Raw genomic sequence first — 18,911 nt, 5'->3', positions numbered from 1 at the left:
CGCGTTGCTGGCAGACGTCGTCCGATTGAAAGATCGGCCTTTGCAGCCCCCGTGCTGCTTTTGTACGAGACCCGAAGATGAAATCACGGCATACCGGCTTGACCCACCTCAAGCATTCCGCGCGTTACTCGCTCAAGGGCCTCAAGGCCGCCTGGAGCAACGAAGAGGCCTTCCGCCAGGAGATCGTGCTGTGCGCCTTGCTGCTGCCGTTTGCCTGGTGGATCGGTGACTCGCATGTCGAGTGGCTGCTGCTGGTCGGTTCCACGCTGATCGTGCTGATGGTCGAACTGCTCAACTCGGCGGTGGAATCCGCGATTGACCGCATCGGCCCGGAATTCCATGAACTGTCCGGGCGCGCCAAGGACATGGGCTCGGCGGCGGTCATGATCAGCCTGATCTTCGCTGGCCTGACCTGGGGCACCCTGCTCTATGACAAGCTGTTCGGCTGAGTGCCCAAGCCCCGACCACATCAATGAAAGGGTCTGCGGGCAGGGCCGTGTCATGTGCCTGCGGCCTCCGTTATGCTGAGGGCTGGATCGAAGGAGACGACCATGCCCCAGCCATCCCCCGCGCAGCCCCGTCCACTGTTGCCTGCTGATTTCCTTGCACCGTCATCGCTGCTGGCCGAGCAGTCGGCTGACAGCCGTGCCACGCTCGAGAGCGCCCTGCACGCCGCGCAGGAGCGTCTCGAAGAGAGCCTGACCCAGGCTGAGAACCTCAGCGAGATGCGTGGCGATGACAGCTCTCCGCTGGCGACCTTTCTGGCTCTCGATGAGCGTCAGCGCAGCCAGCTGGGACGTCTGATCACGCTGTCCGACTTCGCGCTGGAGACGCTGTGCCGTCGCCCAGAACTGCTGTCCGAGCTGCTCGAGAGCGGCGAGCTGGAGCGCGCCTTGCCGGTCGCGCAGCTCACTGAGCGTCTCGCTGCCGGCCTCGCCAGCGCCGAAGACGAGAAGGCGATGCAGCAGGTGCTGCGGCGCTTCCGCCAGCTGCGCATGCTGGGCATCGTGTGGCGCGACCTCAACGGCGCCCACATGTGGCAGACCGCGGCGGCGGTCTCGCACCTCGCCGAAGTCACTCTCGAGGGCGCGCTTGGCTGGCTGGAAGCCTCGCTTGAGCCGCGTTACGGCCGCCCCGCGCCGGACCGCTTCGGCGAGCCGCAGCGGCTGGTGGTGCTCGGCATGGGCAAGCTGGGCGCCGGCGAGCTCAACCTCTCCTCCGATATCGACCTGATCTTCGCCTTTCCCGACAAGGGCGAGACATCCGGTGGCCGCAAGTCTCTGGATCATCAGGAATATTTCACGCGCCTCGGCCAGAAGCTGATTGCCGCGCTGGACGCGATGACCGCCGATGGCTTCGTGTTCCGCGTCGACATGCGGCTGCGTCCGCTGGGGGACGGCGGGCCTCTGGTCGGCAGTTTCTCGATGCTGGCCAGCTACTATCAGGATCAGGGCCGCGAATGGGAGCGTTACGCGATGCTCAAGGCGCGCCCGGTGGCGGGCAGCGTCGCTGCCGGCGAGCGCCTGATCGCGCACCTGCGCCCCTTCGTCTATCGCAAGTATCTGGATTTCGGTGCCATCGAGTCGCTGCGCGAGATGAAGGCGATGATCAACCGCGAGGTCAAACGGCGCGGGCTGTCCGACAACATCAAGCTCGGCTCCGGCGGCATTCGCGAGGTGGAGTTCGTCGCCCAGGCCTTCCAGCTGATTCGGGGCGGGCGTGAGTCGGAATTGCAGGTTACCTCGCTCAAGCAGGCCTTTGCGCGCCTGCCAGCCCTGGGCTTGCTGCCGCAGGCGGTCGTGGATGAGCTGGTGCCGGATTACGTCTTCCTGCGCGATCTCGAACATGCCCTGCAGGCCCAGGCCGACCGCCAGACCCAGACATTGCCGCTGGATCCGCTGGGCCGCGAGCGTCTCGCGCTGGCCATGAAACTGCCCGATTGGGAGGCACTCACCGCGCGTCTGGAGGAGGTGCGTACGCGCATTCGCCATCACTTCGACAACGTGATCGCCGCGCCGGAAGACGACGAGGCCGAGCAGGGCGAAGGCCAGCAGGCGCTGGATGAGTGGCGAGCGCTGTGGCGCGGCGAGCTGACGGCGGAGGAGGGCGAGGCACTGCTCGCCGAGAGCGGCTTCAAGAGTGCGGCCGAGAGTTTCCGCCGTCTCGATAGCCTGCGGCGGTCGCGTGCGGTGCAGGGCATGCAGCGCATCGGTTTTGATCGCCTCGATGCACTGATGCCGCCATTGCTGCAGGCGCTGTGCTCGGCGGCGGGCGACCCCGAGAAGCCCGCCGAGCACGATGCCAGCCGAGTGCTGGAGCGCGTCTTGCCGCTGATCGAGGCGGTATTGCGGCGGACGGCCTATCTGGCACTGCTGCGCGAGAATCCGGATGCGCTGACGCAGTTGATGCGCCTGTGTGCGGCAAGCCCCTGGATCGCCGAACAGCTGGCGCGTTATCCGGTGTTGCTTGACGAGCTGCTGCATCCCCACAACCTCTATTCACCCGCCGACAAGACGCGCCTCGCCGATGAGCTGCGCACCGCATTGTCTCGCATTCCGGAGGATGATGAAGAAGCGCTGCTCGAGGCCTTGCGAGTGTTCCGCCATGCCCAGGTGCTGCACGTGGCGGCCTCCGATATCGCCGGTGCCCGTCCACTGATGAAGGTCAGCGACTATCTGACCTTCATCGCCGAAGTGGTGCTGGAACAGGTGCTGGCGATGGCGTGGAAGACCCTGACCCGCAAGCATGGCTTCCCCATCGGGCGCGATGGCCAGCCGATCACCGGCGACAGCCTGAGTGGCAGCTTCGTGATCGTCGGCTACGGCAAGCTGGGCGGCATCGAGCTGGGCTATGGCTCGGACCTGGATCTCGTCTTCCTGCATGATGCGGCCAGCAAGGGCCAGACGGATGGCCCGCGGCCGCTGGACAACCCGCTGTTCTTCACGCGACTGGGGCAGCGCATCATCCACCTGCTGACGGCAGTGACGCCGGCCGGTGCGCTCTACGAGGTCGACATGCGCCTGCGCCCCTCAGGCAATTCGGGGCTGCTGGTCTCGAGTCTGGCGGCCTTCCGGGACTATCAGCTCACGCAAGCCTGGACCTGGGAGCATCAGGCGCTGGTACGCGCGCGAGTCGTGGCGGGGGACCCGGCGCTGGCGCTGGCCTTCGAGGAGGTGCGCCGTGAGGTGCTCGGTCAGCAGCGGGACGAGAAGACGCTGCGTCAGGAGGTGATCACCATGCGCCACAAGATGCGTGATCACCTGGGCAGCAGCGCCAGGGACCGCGAGGCCGGCCAGTTCCACCTCAAGCAGGACGCCGGCGGCATCGTCGACATCGAGTTTCTCGCCCAGTACTGCGTGCTGGCGCTGAGTCATCAGGTGCCTGCTCTGCTCGAGTGGAGCGACAACATGCGGCTGCTGGAAACCCTCGAGTCCTGCGGACGGCTGCCGGGCGAGCAGGCCGGTGAGCTGCGCGAGGCCTATCTGGCCTATCGCGATGTCAGTCATCGCCTGGCGCTGGAAAAGCACGGCAGCCTGATGCGGCTGGAGCAGCACCCGCTGATTGCTGCCCACCGTGAGCGGGTCATCACCCTCTGGCAGTCACTGCTGGGCGAAGATCAGGTCAGTCACGAGGGAGTTTAACGTCAAATCAATGCTCGCAATCCCCTGTCGCTATCCCCAAGAAAGGGGCATCAGACAACGTTGACAGGGGAGGTCAGCATGATGGAGTGGATCGCGAATCACTCGAAAACCATCTCGGCGATAGCCAGTATCGGCTCGTTCTTCATCTGGCTGGTCTATGCGCAGTTGCTGTATCACAACTTCCGTCGCCAGCGTCGCCCGCGCGTGCTGATCAATCGAGGCAAGTCCAAAGGCATCGACAGTCTGTGCATCGTCAGCAACATGAGTGCCGAATCGATCTTCATCGAGCACATCATCGCCAGGTTGGATACCAGTCACGGCAGCCTGCTGATGGATGTCACCGAGTTCGAGCGCAGTTACCAGGTAGGTGACGAGCAGCGCAAGGATGCGCAGAACGATGAGAGTGAGCAGTCCGCGCAGGAGGCTTCCAGCAGCAGTGAATGGCGCATCTCCGATACTACGCGTCAGGGGCCGCTGGGCTCGGGCGACTTCCTGCATATCGGGACTTTCTCTGAAGTCATCGAGCGCATGGCGCGCCGCAATGGCATCTCGCTCGAGGGTCACTGGCCCAGCAATGAGCAACTGAAATTCCAGCGTCTGACACTGCGCATCATTGGCATCTACGGCAGTGAGGACCACCCGATCGGCGTCGAGCGTGCCTTCCGTCTGCACGATGCCGGTGGAGAATGTGCGCTGGTACCGGAGCGCTGGGATTCCAATCGCCTGTCATCACGCAGGCAGCGTCACAAGTTGCGCAAGCTTTTGGAGCGCATCAGTGGGGAAGACATCAGCGAGCAGTCCACCTTCCAGCCCCCGAGTGACGAGGAGTCGCGCAACAAGGCTTCGTGAATGCGGGCGCATGAAGCTAATGCATGAACCATCGGATGCATGAAGTCCCGGTCGCACGAATCACCGGGCGCATGCATCATCGTAAGCATGACAGCGGTGTCTTCACACTGTCAGGGGGTCGAGGATGGGGTAGGCTTTGCAGAGCCCATTCACGGAGAACCCTCGGATGCAGGAACGCGTCACGCCCTTTCAGTTGTTCATCCTGGTGCTGTCGATCTATGTGATCGGCGCCATGGTGGTGGACCTTGTCTTTGAGTTGTCACCGCAGGTCCAGCGGCTGCTGGAGTACATGGACTACGTGGTCTGCCTGTTCTTCTTCATCGATTTCTGCAAGCGCTTCGCCAGTGCCAAGAGCAAGCGCGAGTACATGAAGTGGGGCTGGATCGACCTGCTGGCCTGTATCCCGGCGGGGCTCTTCCAGGGCGCGAGGCTGTTTCGCGTGGTGCAGGTACTGCGGGTGCTGCGCGCCATCAAGTCGATGGAAATGATCTGGAAGCTGCTGTTCCGCAACCGGGCCGAGGGAGTCTTCGCCTCGGCGGCCACCGCCACGGTGCTGCTGGTGGTGTTCGGCGCCCTGACCATGCTGATGGTGGAGACCCCCAATCCTGACAGTCCCATCAATACCGCCGAGGAGGCGCTGTGGTGGGCGGTGGTGACGGTGACCACCGTCGGCTATGGCGACTACTATCCCATCACGACGCTCGGTCGCGTCGTGGCGGTGCTGTTGATGGTCGGGGGCGTGGGGCTGTTCGGGAGTTTCGCCGCCTATATCAGCTCGATCTTCATCGAGGATGACAGCGAGCAGGAGGCTCGGGCGGCGCGTGCCCAGCGCGACATGACGCGGGCGCTCTATCATCAGATCAGCGAGCTGACGACGGAGGTGCGCGAGTTGCGAGAACGGCTGGATCAGGTCGCTCAGGAGCGGGGCGAGTCGCTTGCCGAGCGCGAGCGCCACCGTGAGGCGCTGCAGCGCCAGGTGAATGAGGAGATGGAACAGCGCCTGGGGGATGCCGCCCCGCCAGACGGGGAGGGCCCCGCCGGCGAGCGCTGAGTCGCCAGACAGCCAAGAAGAAGCCCCTGGCACCGTGAGGTGTCAGGGGCTTTTTTCGGACTGTCATCAGGCGTCAGACAAGCAGGGTGCTGCGCCGCGCATGATGTAGATGACGCTCAGCCGAAGTTGCGCGAGTAGAAGATCTCGAGCATTTCACGACGCAGACGACCTTCGATGTTGGTGGCTTCCTCGAAGGTCAGCTCGCGACGCGAGGTGCCGAAGAGGTAGTTGTCCAGCTCGAAGTCCTTGAGCAGCATCTTGGTGTGGAACATGTTCTCTTGATACACGTTCACATCGACCATCTGATAGGCACGCTTGGTGTCTTCCGCCAGGTAATCCTGGATGGAGGTGATGTCGTGATCGATGAACAGTTTCTTGCCATCCACGTCGCGCGTGAAGCCACGTACGCGGTAGTCCATGGTCACGATATCGGAATCGAAGCTGTGGATCAGATAGTTCAGCGCCTTCAGCGGGCTGATCATGCCACAGGTCGAGACATCGATATCCAGACGGAAGGTGCTGATGCCGTTGTCCGGGTGGGACTCGGGATAGGTGTGTACCGTGACGTGAGACTTGTCCAGATGGCCGACGACCGTTTCCGGCAGCGGGCCCGGGCCCGGCGCGGTCTGGGACACGTCCTGCTCTTCCAGCTCGTGCTCGGCGATCAGGATGGTCACGCTGGCACCATGCGGCTCATAATCCTGGCGTGCGATGTTCAGCACGTGGGCACCGATGATGTTGGTGACATCCTTGAGGATCTGGGTAAGACGCTCGGCATTGTAGAGCTCATCGATATAATCGATATACGCCGTGCGCTGCTCTTCGGTCTGCGCGTAGCAGATGTCGTAGATATTGAAGCTCAACGAACTGGTGAGGTTGTTGAACCCGTGAAGGCGGAGTTGATCGCTCACGTCCAGGCCTCCTAGAGATGGGAGGGTGGTATGACATCCGATGCGCCATCGCAATGGGGCAGAGGCAGGCATCGGGCCGAAGAGGACATCTCGAAAGGCCCGTCCCGGCCGCTGGCAGCATGACTCACAGGGAGCATTGCGTGCCATCTTTGCCACGAGACGACCGGTGAGACGACCGGTTTGAGGGGCGTATTATGCACAGGCAGGGCTGACACGCCAGCGTCAATTCCCGCCGATCCTGGCGAGTCGTCGTCAGTGGTGCGCTCCCTCCCGCCGTTGGCGGGGCCTTGAGCGGCGGGAGGGCCAGGCGTGATCAGGCCGCGATGTCGATGACTTCGTAGGAGTGAGTGATCTCGACACCCCCGGCGCTCAGCATCAGGGAGGCGCTGCAGTACTTCTCGGCGGACAGCTCGACGGCACGCTTGACCTGGGATTCCTTGAGGTTGCGACCGCTGACCACGAACTTGACGTGAATCTTCGTGAATACACTCGGCACGCTATCGGCGCGCTCGGCGCTCAGTTCGGCGTGGCAGTCGGTGACCTGCTGGCGGGCCTTTTCCAGAATCTGGATGACATCGAAGCTGGTGCAGCCGCCCAGCCCCATCAACAGCATTTCCATCGGACGCGGACCGGTGTTGCGGCCGCCGTTGTCCGGATTGCCGTCCATGACCACGCTGTGGCCGCTGCCGGATTCGGCGAGGAACTGGCGACCATCGGTCCATTTGATGCTGGCGTTCATTGCCATGTCGGAACTTCTCCTTCTGATAAGTCGTTGATGCGCCACCGGCCCGGAGCTAGTGGCTATATAAGGCCAGGGGCGATAGGCATAAGGGCGCGGTGAGCACGATGGCGCACAGGGTAGCATTGTCATCGGCGTGCCCGGAGGAACGTCCAGCGCTGAGCTTATATCGCGTTGGCTCAGGCCCTGGCATGACTCAGCAGCTCATCCAGCTCGGCCAGACGCTGTGGGGTGCCGACATCGATCCAGGCGCCGCGATGGTGCAGGCCGCGCACCTCGCCATGCTGCATGGCGTCACGCAGCAGCGGCGCCAGCTTGAAGACGCTGTCAGGGCCCTGGTAGGCCGGCGTCTCGGCGATGGCGCGGCGAATCAGGCGGGGTGACAGCCACGACACGCCGGAGAAGGTCAGCTGGCTGCCGGCCTGCTCGTCCTGCTCATCTGTCTCTTCCTTCTCGTCCTGTCCGCCATGTTCGGCGCGGGTTTCACCCTTCACAATCCCCGCCGGAGTCAGCAGGAAGTCGCCCTCGGGATGATGGGGCGGGTTATCCACCAGCACCAGACCCGCCAGCGCCTGCGGCTGGTCGGCGAGCGGGGCCAGTGAATGGCTCGCCAGCGCCTGGATGGTCAGCAGCGTGAGGTCGACATCACACCAGACATCGCCATTGATCAGCAGGAAGGGCGTGTCATCGCCTGCGTCCTGCGTCAACGCACCGGAGAGTGACAGGGCGCGAGCGATGCCGCCGCCGGTTTCCAGTGGCGTCTCCTCGCGCGAGAAGATCAGTGTCAGGGAGCGCTTGCGGCCCTGCCAGCAAGCCTCGAGCTGGCCCTGGGCATTCGGCTTCGCGGCGAAGTGGGTCAGAATCCTGTCGGCCAGGTGGCCGACATTGATGACGACCTTGTCCACATCGATCGCTTCCAGACGCAGTAGATGGTGCTCCAGCAACGGCAGCCCGGCGACTTCCAGCAACGGCTTGGGGGTGTGGTCGGTCAGCGGGCGCATGCGCGTGCCGAAACCGGCCGCCAGAATCATCGCGCGCATCAGTGGCTCCCTGGCTGGTCATCGGCATTTGCAGTGCTTTCCTTGCTTTCCCCACTTGCCGCAGCGCTCTTCGCCGTAGCGGCAGCCGCGTTGCGCTGCAGGCGGGCAGCGCGATCGGCGAGTGCCGCCAGCTCATCGTAATCATCGAGGTTGATCTCGGGGCGCTCGCCATTGGCGAGACGCAGATCGCGCGCCTCGCATTCCTCGGCCAGGCGCAGCGACAGCGCCGGCGTCAGTACCTCATCCAGCCAGTGGGTGAAGGAGATCAGTTCCGGGCAGAAGGCCAGGCCTTCGCGCAGGTGGCCGAGGAAGCGCGGCATCAGCGTCAGGTAGCGGGGTTTGGCGTCCCGCAGCGTCAGGCGCGCGAAGATGCCGAGAATCTTGAGATTGCGCTGCACGCCCATGCGCTCGACGCTCTGGCGGTACTCGAGCGGGCTTGGTGCCGGCAGGCCGGCCGCGTCGTAGCGTGGCAAGGCGGCCAGGCGTGCCTGCTCGATCCAGCGCGCCATGGCGGGTTCCGGCCAGCGCCAGTGACGGTCACGCAGCAGCGAGATCAGGTCGTAGTTCTCGGGGCCGCTGACGGCGTCCTGGAAGTCGATGATCCACAGCCGGGGCTGGTGCTGGGATGCCGACTGATGCAGGAACAGGTTCTGGGCATGGAAGTCGCGATGCACGCTCACCACCGGTTGCGCGCTGGCGGCCGCGAGCAATTGGTCAGTCAGCTTGTCCCAGGCGGCGTAGCGGCGGTCATGTGGCATGTCGAGCAGCTGGCCGAGACACCACTCCGGAAACAGTTCCAGCTCGGCGGACAGCCGGGTGTCGTCATAGGCAGGCAGGTTGCCGGGTGGCAGCTGATGCAGCTGCTCGAGCAGCCCGATGGCTTCGCCATAGTAGTGGTCGGCGTGCTCGGTGCTGGTCAGGGCGGTCATCAGCGGGATGTCGCCGAGGTCTTCCAGCTCCAGGAAGCCAAGTGACTCGTCGAAGGCGAAGACCTCGGGCAGCGGCAGGCCGGCGTCACGCCATTGGCGGGCGATGGCGACGAAGCCGTGGCTGTCTTCCTTCTCGGGCGGGGCATCCATCAGGATGCGCGCCGGCGTGGCCGGGTCGAGTTCCTCGAGATGCAGGCGGAAATAGCGGCGGAAGCTGGCGTCGTCAGCCACGGCACTCATGCGCACGGCCTCTGGCGTGAGGTCGTGGCGGGCGGCGGCCCAGGCGTGCAGCGCCTGGCGTCGGGCGTCGGATGTCATGGGGCTTGGGCTCCTGTCGACGTGTGCGGGGCCGGCTGTCAGTTGACGCCTGTGCCGCGGCCCCGCATGCTGTCGTGTGGTGACGAGAAGGCAGGCGGAACCGGCAAGCAGGAAGGCCGGTTGCTGGGCCTGTATAATACCGATTCCCCCAGCCAAGGACACAGAGCAGCCATGGCCCAGCGCAGCCATTCATCCCATCCGGGCAAGCCGACGACCGCTCCCGGGCGACGTCAGCGTCGCTTCGCGACTCCCTCTCTGTCTGCTCATTCCCGGCAGGCATCGATAGCCCGATCGGGCGATGACCGCCCGGTCTGGCAGCTCAAGCCACTGGTTTTCCGTCTGTTGTGGACCCTGGCGCCACTGGCCGCCGGCGCTCCTCTGATGGCACAGGCCGCGCCGCCCGAGCCCCTGTCAGCCAGTCAGCTCGATTGGCAGCCCTATGATGAGGTGCCGCAGGGCCAGCTGTGCTCCGGGCGCTATGTCACGCCGGCCTACCGTATCGAGGCGGGCGACACGCCGGAGCAGGTCACGACCTCTGCCGACAAGGCCAACTACGGCAACGATGGCGTCGCCACCCTGATGGGGGAGGTGGTGCTGCGGCGCGGCGATTCCCAGCTGGAATCGCCCGAGGTCAGCGTCAACGAGGCGCGTGACACCGCCACCGCCAAGGGCCCTGTCACCTATCGCCAGCCCGGAGTCCTGCTGCGTGGCGACGATGCGCGGGTCTCGCTCAACAGCGATGCGGCCAGTGTCGACAACGGCCACTACGTCTTTCACGAGCAGCATGTGCGCGGCGATGCGGTGCAGCTGGCGCGTCTCGAGGATGGCCGCTACCGCCTGAAGGATGCCAGCTTCACCTCCTGCGAGCCGGGCAACAGCCTGTGGCGCCTGGTCGGCAGCGACATCACCATCGATCAGGACTCCGGCTGGGGGACGGCCAAGCATGCGCGCATGGAAATGGGCGGGGTGCCGGTCTTCTACTGGCCCTACGTGCGCTTCCCGGTCGATGACCGGCGCCACACGGGCCTGCTGTGGCCGCAGTTCAGCTACACCAGCTCCAGCGGCTTCGATTATGCCCAGCCGATCTACCTGAATCTGGCCCCCAATTACGATGCCACCCTCACGCCGCGTTACATCTCCGAGCGTGGCGAGATGCTGGAAGGCGAGTTCCGCTATCTATTGCCGCGTGGCGATGAAGGCAGCATCGAAGGCGCCTGGCTCGCCGATGACGACGGCGGAAGCGACCCCGACGATGACGAGGAAGACCTGATCGGCGAGGACCGCTGGTACATCAACTACCAGCATGCTGGCCGCTATGACGCCCGTACCGACTACCAGTTGAAGTACGGTGCCGCCTCCGATGGCAATTATTTCGACGACTTCGGGCGCAACTTCGGGGAAACGGAAACCGATAGCCTCGAGCGTCTGGCACAGCTCGATTACCACGGCGATGCCTGGGACCTGCAGTTCAAGGCGCAGGGCTACCAGCGCATGGACTACCCGCTGGATAACGATGACAAGCCGTTCTACCGTCTGCCGAGCCTGACCGCGAATGGTCGCTGGAGTCAGTCCAACGGCTTCTACGAAGAGTGGAATTCCAACGCGACCTACTTCTGGCGTGATGTCGATGAGACGGATACCGATATCGACGAAGACCAGGCTGCCAATGGTTCGCGCCTGCGTCTGGCGCCGGCACTGGGCTGGCGTAGTGATCAGAGCTGGAGCTTCATCGAGCCGCGCGCGCAGCTGGTCAGCCTGTCATACAGCCTGGACTATGGTGACCGCGAGACGGACCGCAGCACCAGCCCGTCCGCCACCATCCCGGTACTGTCGCTGGACAGCGGCCTGATCTTCGATCGCGAGACCGAATGGTTCGGCGACGGCTATACCCAGACGCTGGAACCGCGCCTCTATTACGCCTACGTGCCGGAGGTCGACCAGTCCGATCTGCCCGACTTCGACACCTCCGAAGACGCCTTCAGCTGGAATCAGCTGTGGTCTCCGTACCGCTTCAGCGGGGGTGACCGCGTCGGCGATACCAACAAGGTCTCCTACGGCGTGTCGTCACGCTTCATCAGCGATGAAAGCGGCCGTGAACGCCTCAAGCTGGGCGTCGGCCAGTCGAGCTACCTGTCGGACCGCAACATCGACATGGACGGTGATCCGGACAAGACCTCACGCTCCGACTTCGACAGCTACTCCGACTACTATCGTGCGACGCGTGACCGCTCGCCGGTGGTCTTCCAGGCCGATGTGGTGCTCAACGACCAGTGGACCGCCTCCCAGGCCGTGTTCCAGGATTTCGATCGTGGCGTGACCGAAAGTGCCCAGACCTCGCTGCGTTATCGCGCGGAACAAGGCACGGTACTGAACTTTGGCTTCAATCGTGAGATCGAAGGCTTCGTGCCTTACGACGATGAGGACGCGGATGACGTGCTGGGCTATACCCGCAACGAGTGGGATTTCTCCTTCGCGACGCCGATGAGCGAGAGCTGGTCGCTGCTGGGCCGCTACATGTATGACAGCACCAATTCCCGTTCACTGGAGAAGGTGTTGGGCGTGCAGTACAACGATTGCTGCTACGGCGTGCAGGTCACCTGGCGTGAATGGCAGGATGACAACGACACCGCCAACACCATCTCGGATGACGAAGAGAAGAATGGCATCTTCCTGACCTTTGAATTCAAGGGTTTGGGAGGCGTTGGCCAGAGTGCTGACAGCTACCTGGAGCAGGCCGTACCGGGCTATCGCAACGCGGGCTTCTGAGTCGCCGCGCCAGGCCGTGAATGACGCCAAGGCGCCGCCGCAGGGCGGCGCCATCCACATTTTTACGCCGAGAGAACATGTGATGCGCAAGACCCTGATTGCCCCGCTGGGGCTGGCATTTGTGCTGGCGAGTCTGCCGGCTGGTGCCACCGAGTTGCTCGACCGCGTGGTTGCCGTGGTCAACAAGGACGCCATCATGCAAAGCGACATGGAGCAGCGCGTCACCCAGGCGAGTCAGCAGTTGCAGAGCCGTGGCATCAACCTGCCGCCGCGTGACGTGCTGGAGCGCCAGGTTCTTGATCGTATGGTCAACGAGCAGATTCAGCTCCAGCTGGCGGAGCAGGCCAACCTCAGCATCGACGATACCCAGCTCAACGCCACCCTGCGCGGCATCGCCAAGGACAACGGCATGAGCCTGGAAGCCTTCGCGGACAAGCTCGAGCAGGACGGCATGTCACTGGCCCAGGTGCGTGATCAGGTGCGTCGTGAGCTGCTGGTGCAGCAGATCCAGCAGCGCAGCGTCGCCAGTCGGGTGCGGATCTCCGATCGTGAGATAGACCGCTATCTCAATCAGCAGAATGTCGGCAGCGACGTCCAGTACCATCTGGCCCACCTGCTGGTGGCACTGCCCCAGGAGCCGACGCCGGACCAGGTCAAGGCCGCGCGCGCCAAGGCCGACAGCCTGCGCCAGCAGATCGAGCAGGGCACCGATTTCGCCCAGCTGGCCGCCGCCGAATCGGCCGGCAGTCAGGCATTGAGCGGCGGTGACCTGGGCTGGCGTTCCGGCGGCGAGCTGCCGACGGTGTTCGCCGATGTCATCCCGAGCATGCAGGCCGGTCAGGTCTCCGAGCCGCTGCGCAGTGCCAGCGGTTATCACCTCGTCAAGCTGATCGAGAAGCGTGGCGCGGGCAAGGCGTTGATTTCCCAGACGCGCGCACGCCACATCCTGATCCAGCCCAACCCGAACCTCAGCGATCAGCAGGCGCTTGAGCGTGCCGAGTCCATTCGCCGCCGTCTGCTGGGGGGCGAGGACTTCGCCGCGCTGGCTCAGGAATTCAGCGATGACAAGGGTAGCTCTCTCAAGGGCGGCGAGCTGGGTTGGGTCAGCCCGGGCCAGACGGTCTCCTCCTTCGAGACGGCCATGAATGGTCTGGACGTGGGCGAGATCAGCCAGCCGGTCAAGAGCCGCTTCGGCTACCACATCATCGAAGTCGAGGAGCGTCGCCAGCAGGATGTGACCAACTCCAGCCAGCGTGACAAGGTGCGCAAGACCCTGTTCCAGCGCAAGCTCAATGATGAGCTCGAAGCCTGGCAGCAGCAGGTGCGTGCCGAGGCCTACGTCGACAACCGTCTCGATGAACGGTAAGTCCGAGTGGAGCAGCGAGACACCGCCATGAATCGTCGCGAAGAGACTGCGCCCGACATCATCGCCCTGACCGCCGGCGAGCCAGCGGGCATCGGCCCGGAACTGCTGGTCATGCTGGCCGGTCAGGCGGAAGCGTTCCCCGCGCAGCTGGTCGCCGTGGCAGACCCCGCCTTGCTGGTCAGTCGTGCTCGCCTGCTGGGCTTGCCGCTGGTGGTGCATGAGTTGTCGCCAGGCGACCCGCTGCCGCCGGCCCGCAGTGGTGAACTGGCCGTGTGGCCGGTGCCGCTGGCAGTGCCCAGCGAGCCGGGCGTGATCGATGCGCGCAACGGCGATCATGTGCTGGCAATGCTGGATGTCGCCATCGCCGCCTGCCAGGCGGGGCATGCCAGCGCGATGGTGACGGCGCCGCTGTCCAAGGCCGCCGTGATCGAGGCCGGGCATGCGGGCTTCACCGGCCACACCGAATACCTGCGCGATGTCTGCGGGGTCGAGGAAGTGGTCATGATGCTGGCGTGCCCCGGGCTGCGGGTGGCGCTGGCCACCACGCACCTGCCGCTGCGCGAGGTGGCCGATGCCATCACGCCCGAGGGCCTGACGCGAGTGATGAAGATCCTCGCCAAGGACCTGACGCGCTACTTCGGCTGTGCCGTACCGCGCATCGCGGTATGCGGGCTCAACCCGCATGCCGGCGAGGGCGGGCACCTGGGGCATGAGGAGATCGAGGTGATCTCCCCGACGCTCGATGCCCTGCGCGCGACCGGCATGCAACTGGATGGCCCGCTGCCGGCCGACACCCTGTTCACGCCGCGGCATCTCGATGGCGTGGATGCGGTACTGGCGATGTACCACGACCAGGGCCTGCCGGTGCTCAAGTATGCCGGCTTCGGTGAGGCTGCCAACATCACGCTGGGCCTGCCGATCGTGCGTACCTCCGTGGATCACGGCACGGCGCTGGACCTCGCCGGCAGCGGGCGCGCCGACGTCGGCAGCCTGCTGCAGGCCGTGCGTGTCGCCATCGAGATGGCAGCCGCCGCGCGAGCCTGAGATAATCCCCGCATCACTCGGGCGTGTCCGCATGGCGGCACGTCAGGCGTGCGCCACCGCGTGGCGTCTCGCTACCCCAGTCATTCGACCATCGAGGATGGTCTCGCCGCCCCGGTCTGCCTGTGTCCCTGCAGGCCATGGCGGCGTCTTGTTGTCGGGAATCCCGACGGATTCCCCGGAGGAAGGTCAGTCCCATGTCCCAGCATTTCCCCGCGCATCGCGCTCGCAAGCGTTTCGGTCAGAACTTTCTGCAGGACCTTGGCGTCATCTCTCGCATCGTGAATGCCATTCGTCCCGCGGAAGGCGAGCGCCTGGTCGAGATCGGTCCGGGGCAGGGTGCCTTGACCGGCCCGCTGCTGGAAGCGGCAGGCAAGCTGGAAGTCATCGAGCTGGACCGTGACCTCATCCCGGGTCTGCGCGTGCAGTTCTTCAACTACCCGGACTTCGTGATCCATGAAGGCGATGCCCTGCGCTTCGACTTTCCGGAGCTGGTCGGTGACGGCCCGGCGCTGCGTGTGGTCGGCAACCTGCCATACAACATCTCCACCCCGCTGATCTTCCACCTGCTGGAAGCACGCGGCGCGATCTCCGATATGCATTTCATGCTGCAGAAGGAAGTCGTCGAGCGCCTGGCCGCCGAGCCGGGTGGCACCGACTGGGGCCGCCTGTCGGTGATGACCCAGTATTACTGCGCAGTGGAAAATCTGTTCCTGGTGCCGCCGAGCGCCTTCTTCCCGGCGCCGAAGGTGGATTCCGCCATCGTGCGTCTGGTGCCGCACCGTGAATTGCCCCATCCGGCCAAGGACGAGAAGCTGCTCGCCGTCATCGTGCGCGAAGCCTTCTCCCAGCGCCGCAAGACGCTACGCAACAACTTCAAGGGCCGCATCGATGCCGACCAGCTGACCGCGCTGGGCATCGATCCCTCGCGTCGCCCGCAGACGCTGACCGTCGCTGAGCTGGTGATGATCAGCAACCACCTCAGTGAGCAGGGCATGACGGTGGACAAGGCCGACAAGGCACCGAAGAAGCGTCCGCGCAGCAATGTCGGCCACGGTGCGTCGGCAGCCGACAGCGGCAGTGATAGTCATCGTGATAGCGACAGTGGCGAGCGTCTCGATGCCGTGAGCGATGCCAAGGGCGACGCCCGCAACGCCAGCGACCACGACGCATGAGTAGCGTGGCGGACATCCGTATCGACGCCGTACCCGAGTACTGCGCCGACGAGAGTCGTCCGAGCGAGAACCGACACGTGTTCCGCTACACCATCACCGTGCACAACGGAACGGATGAGACCGTGCAGCTGCTGGCGCGCTATTGGAAGATCACACAGGGCAGCGGCGACGAGCAGGAAGTGCGTGGCAAGGGCGTGGTCGGCAAGCAGCCACTGATCGCGCCCGGCGAGAGCTTCCGCTATACCTCACGCGCCGTGCTCGACATGCCGGTCGGCGTGATGCAGGGGGCCTATACCTTCTGTGACGCGACCCATGCGCGCACCTTCGAGGTCGCCATCGCACCGTTCCGTCTCGCCGGTCCGCATCAGGTTCACTAGGGTGGCCGCGTGGCGCAGCGTTTCGTATTCAAGACAGCAAGTCAGGCCGCCACGGCGGTCAGGGAGTGGGCATGACGCAGTGGGCGATTGGCGATTTGCAGGGCTGCCATCAAGAGTTTGAACTTCTGTTGCAGCGCCTCGATTTCACGCCGGGGCGCGATGTGCTGTGGCTGGCGGGAGATCTGGTCAATCGCGGGCCGGGCTCGCTGGAGTGCCTGCGTCTGGTCAAGTCGCTGGGCGATGATGTGCGGGTGGTGCTGGGCAACCATGACCTCCACCTGCTGGCGGTGGCCGAAGGCTTCAGCCGCCACAAGCGCTCCGATACGCTGACGCCGATTCTCGAGGCGCCGGACCGTGAGGAGCTACTGGACTGGCTGCGTCGTCAGCCGCTGATGGTGGATGCGCTGGTCGGCAATCGCCGCACGGTGATGAGCCATGCCGGCGTGTTGCCGAGCTGGACGCTGGACCAGGCGGCCGGTTATGCGCGTGAAGCGCACGCCGTGCTGGCGGGCGACGACTATCGAGGCTTTCTCGGCGAGATGTACGGCAATACGCCGGACCGCTGGCAGGAGAATCTCGAAGGCACGCCGCGCCTGCGCTGCATCGTCAATGTCTTCACGCGCATGCGCTTTCTGCACAGTGATGGTCGACTGGATTTCGCGGCCAAGGAAGGGCTGGACAGCGCGCCGGAGGGATGTCGCCCCTGGTTCCAGTACCCGCGTCCCGAAGGGGCCTGGGATGATTCGCCGCGCCTGCTGTTCGGTCACTGGGCTGCTCTGGAAGGCGAGACACCGGCGGCGCGTCAGGATGTCGAGGCGCTGGACACCGGCTGCGTGTGGGGCGGTGGCCTGACGGCGCTCAATCTCGAGACGGAAGAGCGCGTCTTCGAGCCGGCGCTGTCCTCGCGCTGAGCGCCCTCCCGTCGCCAGTGGCAGCAGGTCTGCCGTCGCTGGCGAATGCCTTTCCCTTACTCAACAAGCGGAGTCCGCATGAGTTTCGAACATCTTGATCTCGCAACCCTCAGTGACTGGCGCCAACGCGACCCGTCACTCGTGGTACTCGATATCCGCGATCCGCTCAGCTTCACGCAGGGGCGTATCCCGGGCAGCCGTCATCTGGACAACGCCAGTGCCGGTGCCATTCTGGAAGACACCCCGCGCGACAAGCCGCTGGTGGTGGTCTGCTATCACGGCCATTCCAGTCAGCAGGCCGCCGCCTGGCTGGCGGGGCAGGGCTTCGAGAAGGTCTATTCCCTCGATGGTGGCTTTACCCAGTACCAATTGACGCATGGTGATGACGTCGAGAGCGGTAGCTGACTCCGCCCGCACGTGACTGCCATCACTGGCCTTACTTCCTCGCTTTCCTCATTCAGCTTTGTATCTCGTGCCGCAGGGCAAGGACATTCGCATGACTCAGACGACGCCTTCTTCACTGACCGATTCGCGTGACCGCCTGTTGAGCGGGCTTGAGGTCTATCGCGTGGGCGGCGCGGTGCGTGATGCGCGCCTGGGTTGGCCGTGGCACGAGTGCGACTTCGTGGTGGTGGGCGCGACGGTGGAAGACATGCAGGCGCGGGGCTTTCGGCCGGTCGGGCGGGACTTCCCGGTCTTCCTGCATCCGCAGACCCAGGAGGAGTACGCGCTGGCGCGTACCGAGCGCAAGTCCGGCCACGGGTATGTCGGCTTCAGCGTGCATGCCAGCCCCGATGTGACGCTGGAAGACGACCTCATTCGTCGCGACTTGACCATCAATGCCATGGCCGAACCGCTCGACAGCACGCCGGGGCAGGGCGAGGTGATCGACCCTTACGGTGGCCTGACGGATCTCGAGGCGCGCGTGTTGCGTCACGTCTCGAGCGCCTTCAGCGAAGACCCGCTGCGCGTATTGCGCGTGGCACGCTTTCTGGCGCGCTATCAGGGGCTCGGCTTCACGGTCGCGGATGAGACACGGCAGATGATGGTCGCCATGGTCGAGAGCGGCGAGGTCTCGCATCTGGTGGCCGAGCGGGTCTGGAAGGAGACCGAGAAGGCGCTGGGCGAGGCCAGTCCCGAAGCCTACTTCCAGCTGCTCGATGAACTGGGGGCGCTGGCGGTGCTGATGCCGCCACTGACCCGCGATGCCGAACAGCTCACAGCGGCGCTGGCGCGTCTGGATCGCCTGCCGTGTCAGCTGGTTGATGAGGCGGAGATGGTCTGCTGGCGCATGGCGCGCCTGGTGGAGCACCTGTCACGCGACGAGATCGATGCCCTGGCGCAGGACCTGCGCCTGCCCAGCGCCGTGCGTGACGCCGCCCAGCAGGCACATCTGTGCCGGGAATTGAACGAGGCCTCGCGGTGGGAAGGTGGCGTGAGCGCAGCCGATCTCAAGGCCTGGCTGGATGGTGTCGATGCCTGGCGGCGTGGTGAGCGCCAGTCGGTGCTGGTGGCCCTGCTGGCCGTCGAGGACAAGGGGGTGGCACGGTTGGGCAATGCCGTCTGGCAAGCCGCGACGGCGGTGTCGCCGCAATCTCTGGTCGAACAGGGCCTGAAAGGGGCGGAGATCGGGCGTGCGCTCAGTGAACAGCGCCAGCAGGCCATCGAGCAGGCGCTGAGCGAATGGCGGGCCATGCCGGAAGTGCACGCGCCTCATTGCGGCTGCGGACACAGTCACTGATCGCCTGCCCGCTGCTGAGCATATGACCCCGAAAGCCCCGGCCCTGCGCCGGGGCT

15 protein-coding genes and 1 pseudogene are annotated in these 18,911 nt (G+C 64.8%); 12 read left to right on the top strand and 4 right to left on the bottom strand.

Annotation, left to right across the window (positions count from 1 at the left end; translation table 11 throughout):
• Positions 1–77: 77 nt before the first annotated feature.
• The 4 genes from NH396_RS12425 (at position 78) to NH396_RS17075 (ending at position 5,541) form a co-directional block, all read left to right on the top strand.
• Positions 78–449, top strand: a complete 372-nt coding sequence (locus tag NH396_RS12425) for a diacylglycerol kinase (RefSeq protein WP_043334615.1) — start codon at positions 78–80, stop codon at positions 447–449.
• A gap of 102 nt (positions 450–551) precedes the next feature.
• Entirely contained in the window at positions 552–3,641 is a 3,090-nt protein-coding gene (gene glnE / locus NH396_RS12420) for a bifunctional [glutamate--ammonia ligase]-adenylyl-L-tyrosine phosphorylase/[glutamate--ammonia-ligase] adenylyltransferase (protein ID WP_253064082.1), read from the top strand.
• 78 nt (positions 3,642–3,719) lie between these two features.
• Entirely contained in the window at positions 3,720–4,490 is a 771-nt protein-coding gene (locus NH396_RS12415; protein WP_176677983.1) for a hypothetical protein, read from the top strand.
• Positions 4,491–4,656: 166 nt separating this feature from the next.
• Entirely contained in the window at positions 4,657–5,541 is an 885-nt protein-coding gene (locus NH396_RS17075; RefSeq protein WP_290441771.1) for an ion transporter, read from the top strand.
• 116 nt (positions 5,542–5,657) lie between these two features.
• Here NH396_RS17075 and speD read toward each other — a convergent pair whose 3' ends face one another.
• The 4 genes from speD to NH396_RS12390 form a co-directional block, all read right to left on the bottom strand.
• Positions 5,658–6,452, bottom strand: coding sequence for an adenosylmethionine decarboxylase (speD, locus tag NH396_RS12405; protein WP_176677981.1), 795 nt, complete (start codon positions 6,450–6,452; stop codon positions 5,658–5,660).
• Positions 6,453–6,765: 313 nt separating this feature from the next.
• Positions 6,766–7,191, bottom strand: coding sequence for an OsmC family protein (locus NH396_RS12400; protein WP_176678480.1), 426 nt, complete (start codon positions 7,189–7,191; stop codon positions 6,766–6,768).
• A 179-nt stretch (positions 7,192–7,370) separates the two neighbouring features.
• Positions 7,371–8,231, bottom strand: coding sequence for a nucleotidyltransferase family protein (locus NH396_RS12395; protein WP_253064080.1), 861 nt, complete (start codon positions 8,229–8,231; stop codon positions 7,371–7,373).
• Positions 8,231–9,478, bottom strand: coding sequence for a phosphotransferase (locus tag NH396_RS12390; protein WP_253064078.1), 1,248 nt, complete (start codon positions 9,476–9,478; stop codon positions 8,231–8,233). The genes NH396_RS12395 and NH396_RS12390 overlap by 1 nt, the downstream gene beginning before the upstream one ends.
• A 171-nt stretch (positions 9,479–9,649) precedes the next feature.
• Between NH396_RS12390 and NH396_RS12385 the strand changes: the two genes are divergently transcribed.
• The 8 genes and pseudogenes from NH396_RS12385 to NH396_RS12350 all read left to right on the top strand — a co-directional run bounded on the left by NH396_RS12385 (position 9,650) and on the right by NH396_RS12350 (position 18,855).
• The gene (locus tag NH396_RS12385) at positions 9,650–12,244 is read left to right on the top strand and encodes an LPS-assembly protein LptD (protein ID WP_253064076.1); all 2,595 of its coding nucleotides are present in this window, start codon (positions 9,650–9,652) and stop codon (positions 12,242–12,244) included.
• 82 nt (positions 12,245–12,326) lie between these two features.
• Entirely contained in the window at positions 12,327–13,610 is a 1,284-nt protein-coding gene (locus NH396_RS12380; RefSeq protein WP_253064074.1) for a peptidylprolyl isomerase, read from the top strand.
• A 27-nt stretch (positions 13,611–13,637) separates the two neighbouring features.
• Positions 13,638–14,654, top strand: coding sequence for a 4-hydroxythreonine-4-phosphate dehydrogenase PdxA (gene pdxA / locus NH396_RS12375; protein WP_253064072.1), 1,017 nt, complete (start codon positions 13,638–13,640; stop codon positions 14,652–14,654).
• A 194-nt stretch (positions 14,655–14,848) separates the two neighbouring features.
• Positions 14,849–15,637 (top strand): annotated as a pseudogene (gene rsmA / locus NH396_RS12370) (16S rRNA (adenine(1518)-N(6)/adenine(1519)-N(6))-dimethyltransferase RsmA); the annotation flags it as partial.
• Positions 15,638–15,822: 185 nt separating this feature from the next.
• Positions 15,823–16,203, top strand: coding sequence for a Co2+/Mg2+ efflux protein ApaG (apaG, locus tag NH396_RS12365; RefSeq protein WP_043334633.1), 381 nt, complete (start codon positions 15,823–15,825; stop codon positions 16,201–16,203).
• A 71-nt stretch (positions 16,204–16,274) separates the two neighbouring features.
• On the top strand, positions 16,275–17,114 hold the full coding sequence (locus tag NH396_RS12360) for a symmetrical bis(5'-nucleosyl)-tetraphosphatase (protein ID WP_253064070.1): 840 nt from the start codon (positions 16,275–16,277) through the stop codon (positions 17,112–17,114).
• A gap of 78 nt (positions 17,115–17,192) precedes the next feature.
• On the top strand, positions 17,193–17,519 hold the full coding sequence (gene glpE / locus NH396_RS12355; RefSeq protein ID WP_054557228.1) for a thiosulfate sulfurtransferase GlpE: 327 nt from the start codon (positions 17,193–17,195) through the stop codon (positions 17,517–17,519).
• 91 nt (positions 17,520–17,610) lie between these two features.
• The gene (locus NH396_RS12350) at positions 17,611–18,855 is read left to right on the top strand and encodes a polynucleotide adenylyltransferase (protein ID WP_253064068.1); all 1,245 of its coding nucleotides are present in this window, start codon (positions 17,611–17,613) and stop codon (positions 18,853–18,855) included.
• Positions 18,856–18,911 lie beyond the last annotated feature (56 nt).

Source organism: Cobetia sp. Dlab-2-AX (assembly GCF_024124625.1).
Classification (GTDB): domain Bacteria; phylum Pseudomonadota; class Gammaproteobacteria; order Pseudomonadales; family Halomonadaceae; genus Cobetia.
Note: the sequence above shows the minus strand (reverse complement) of the source record. Positions and strands in the feature narration are given on the sequence as shown.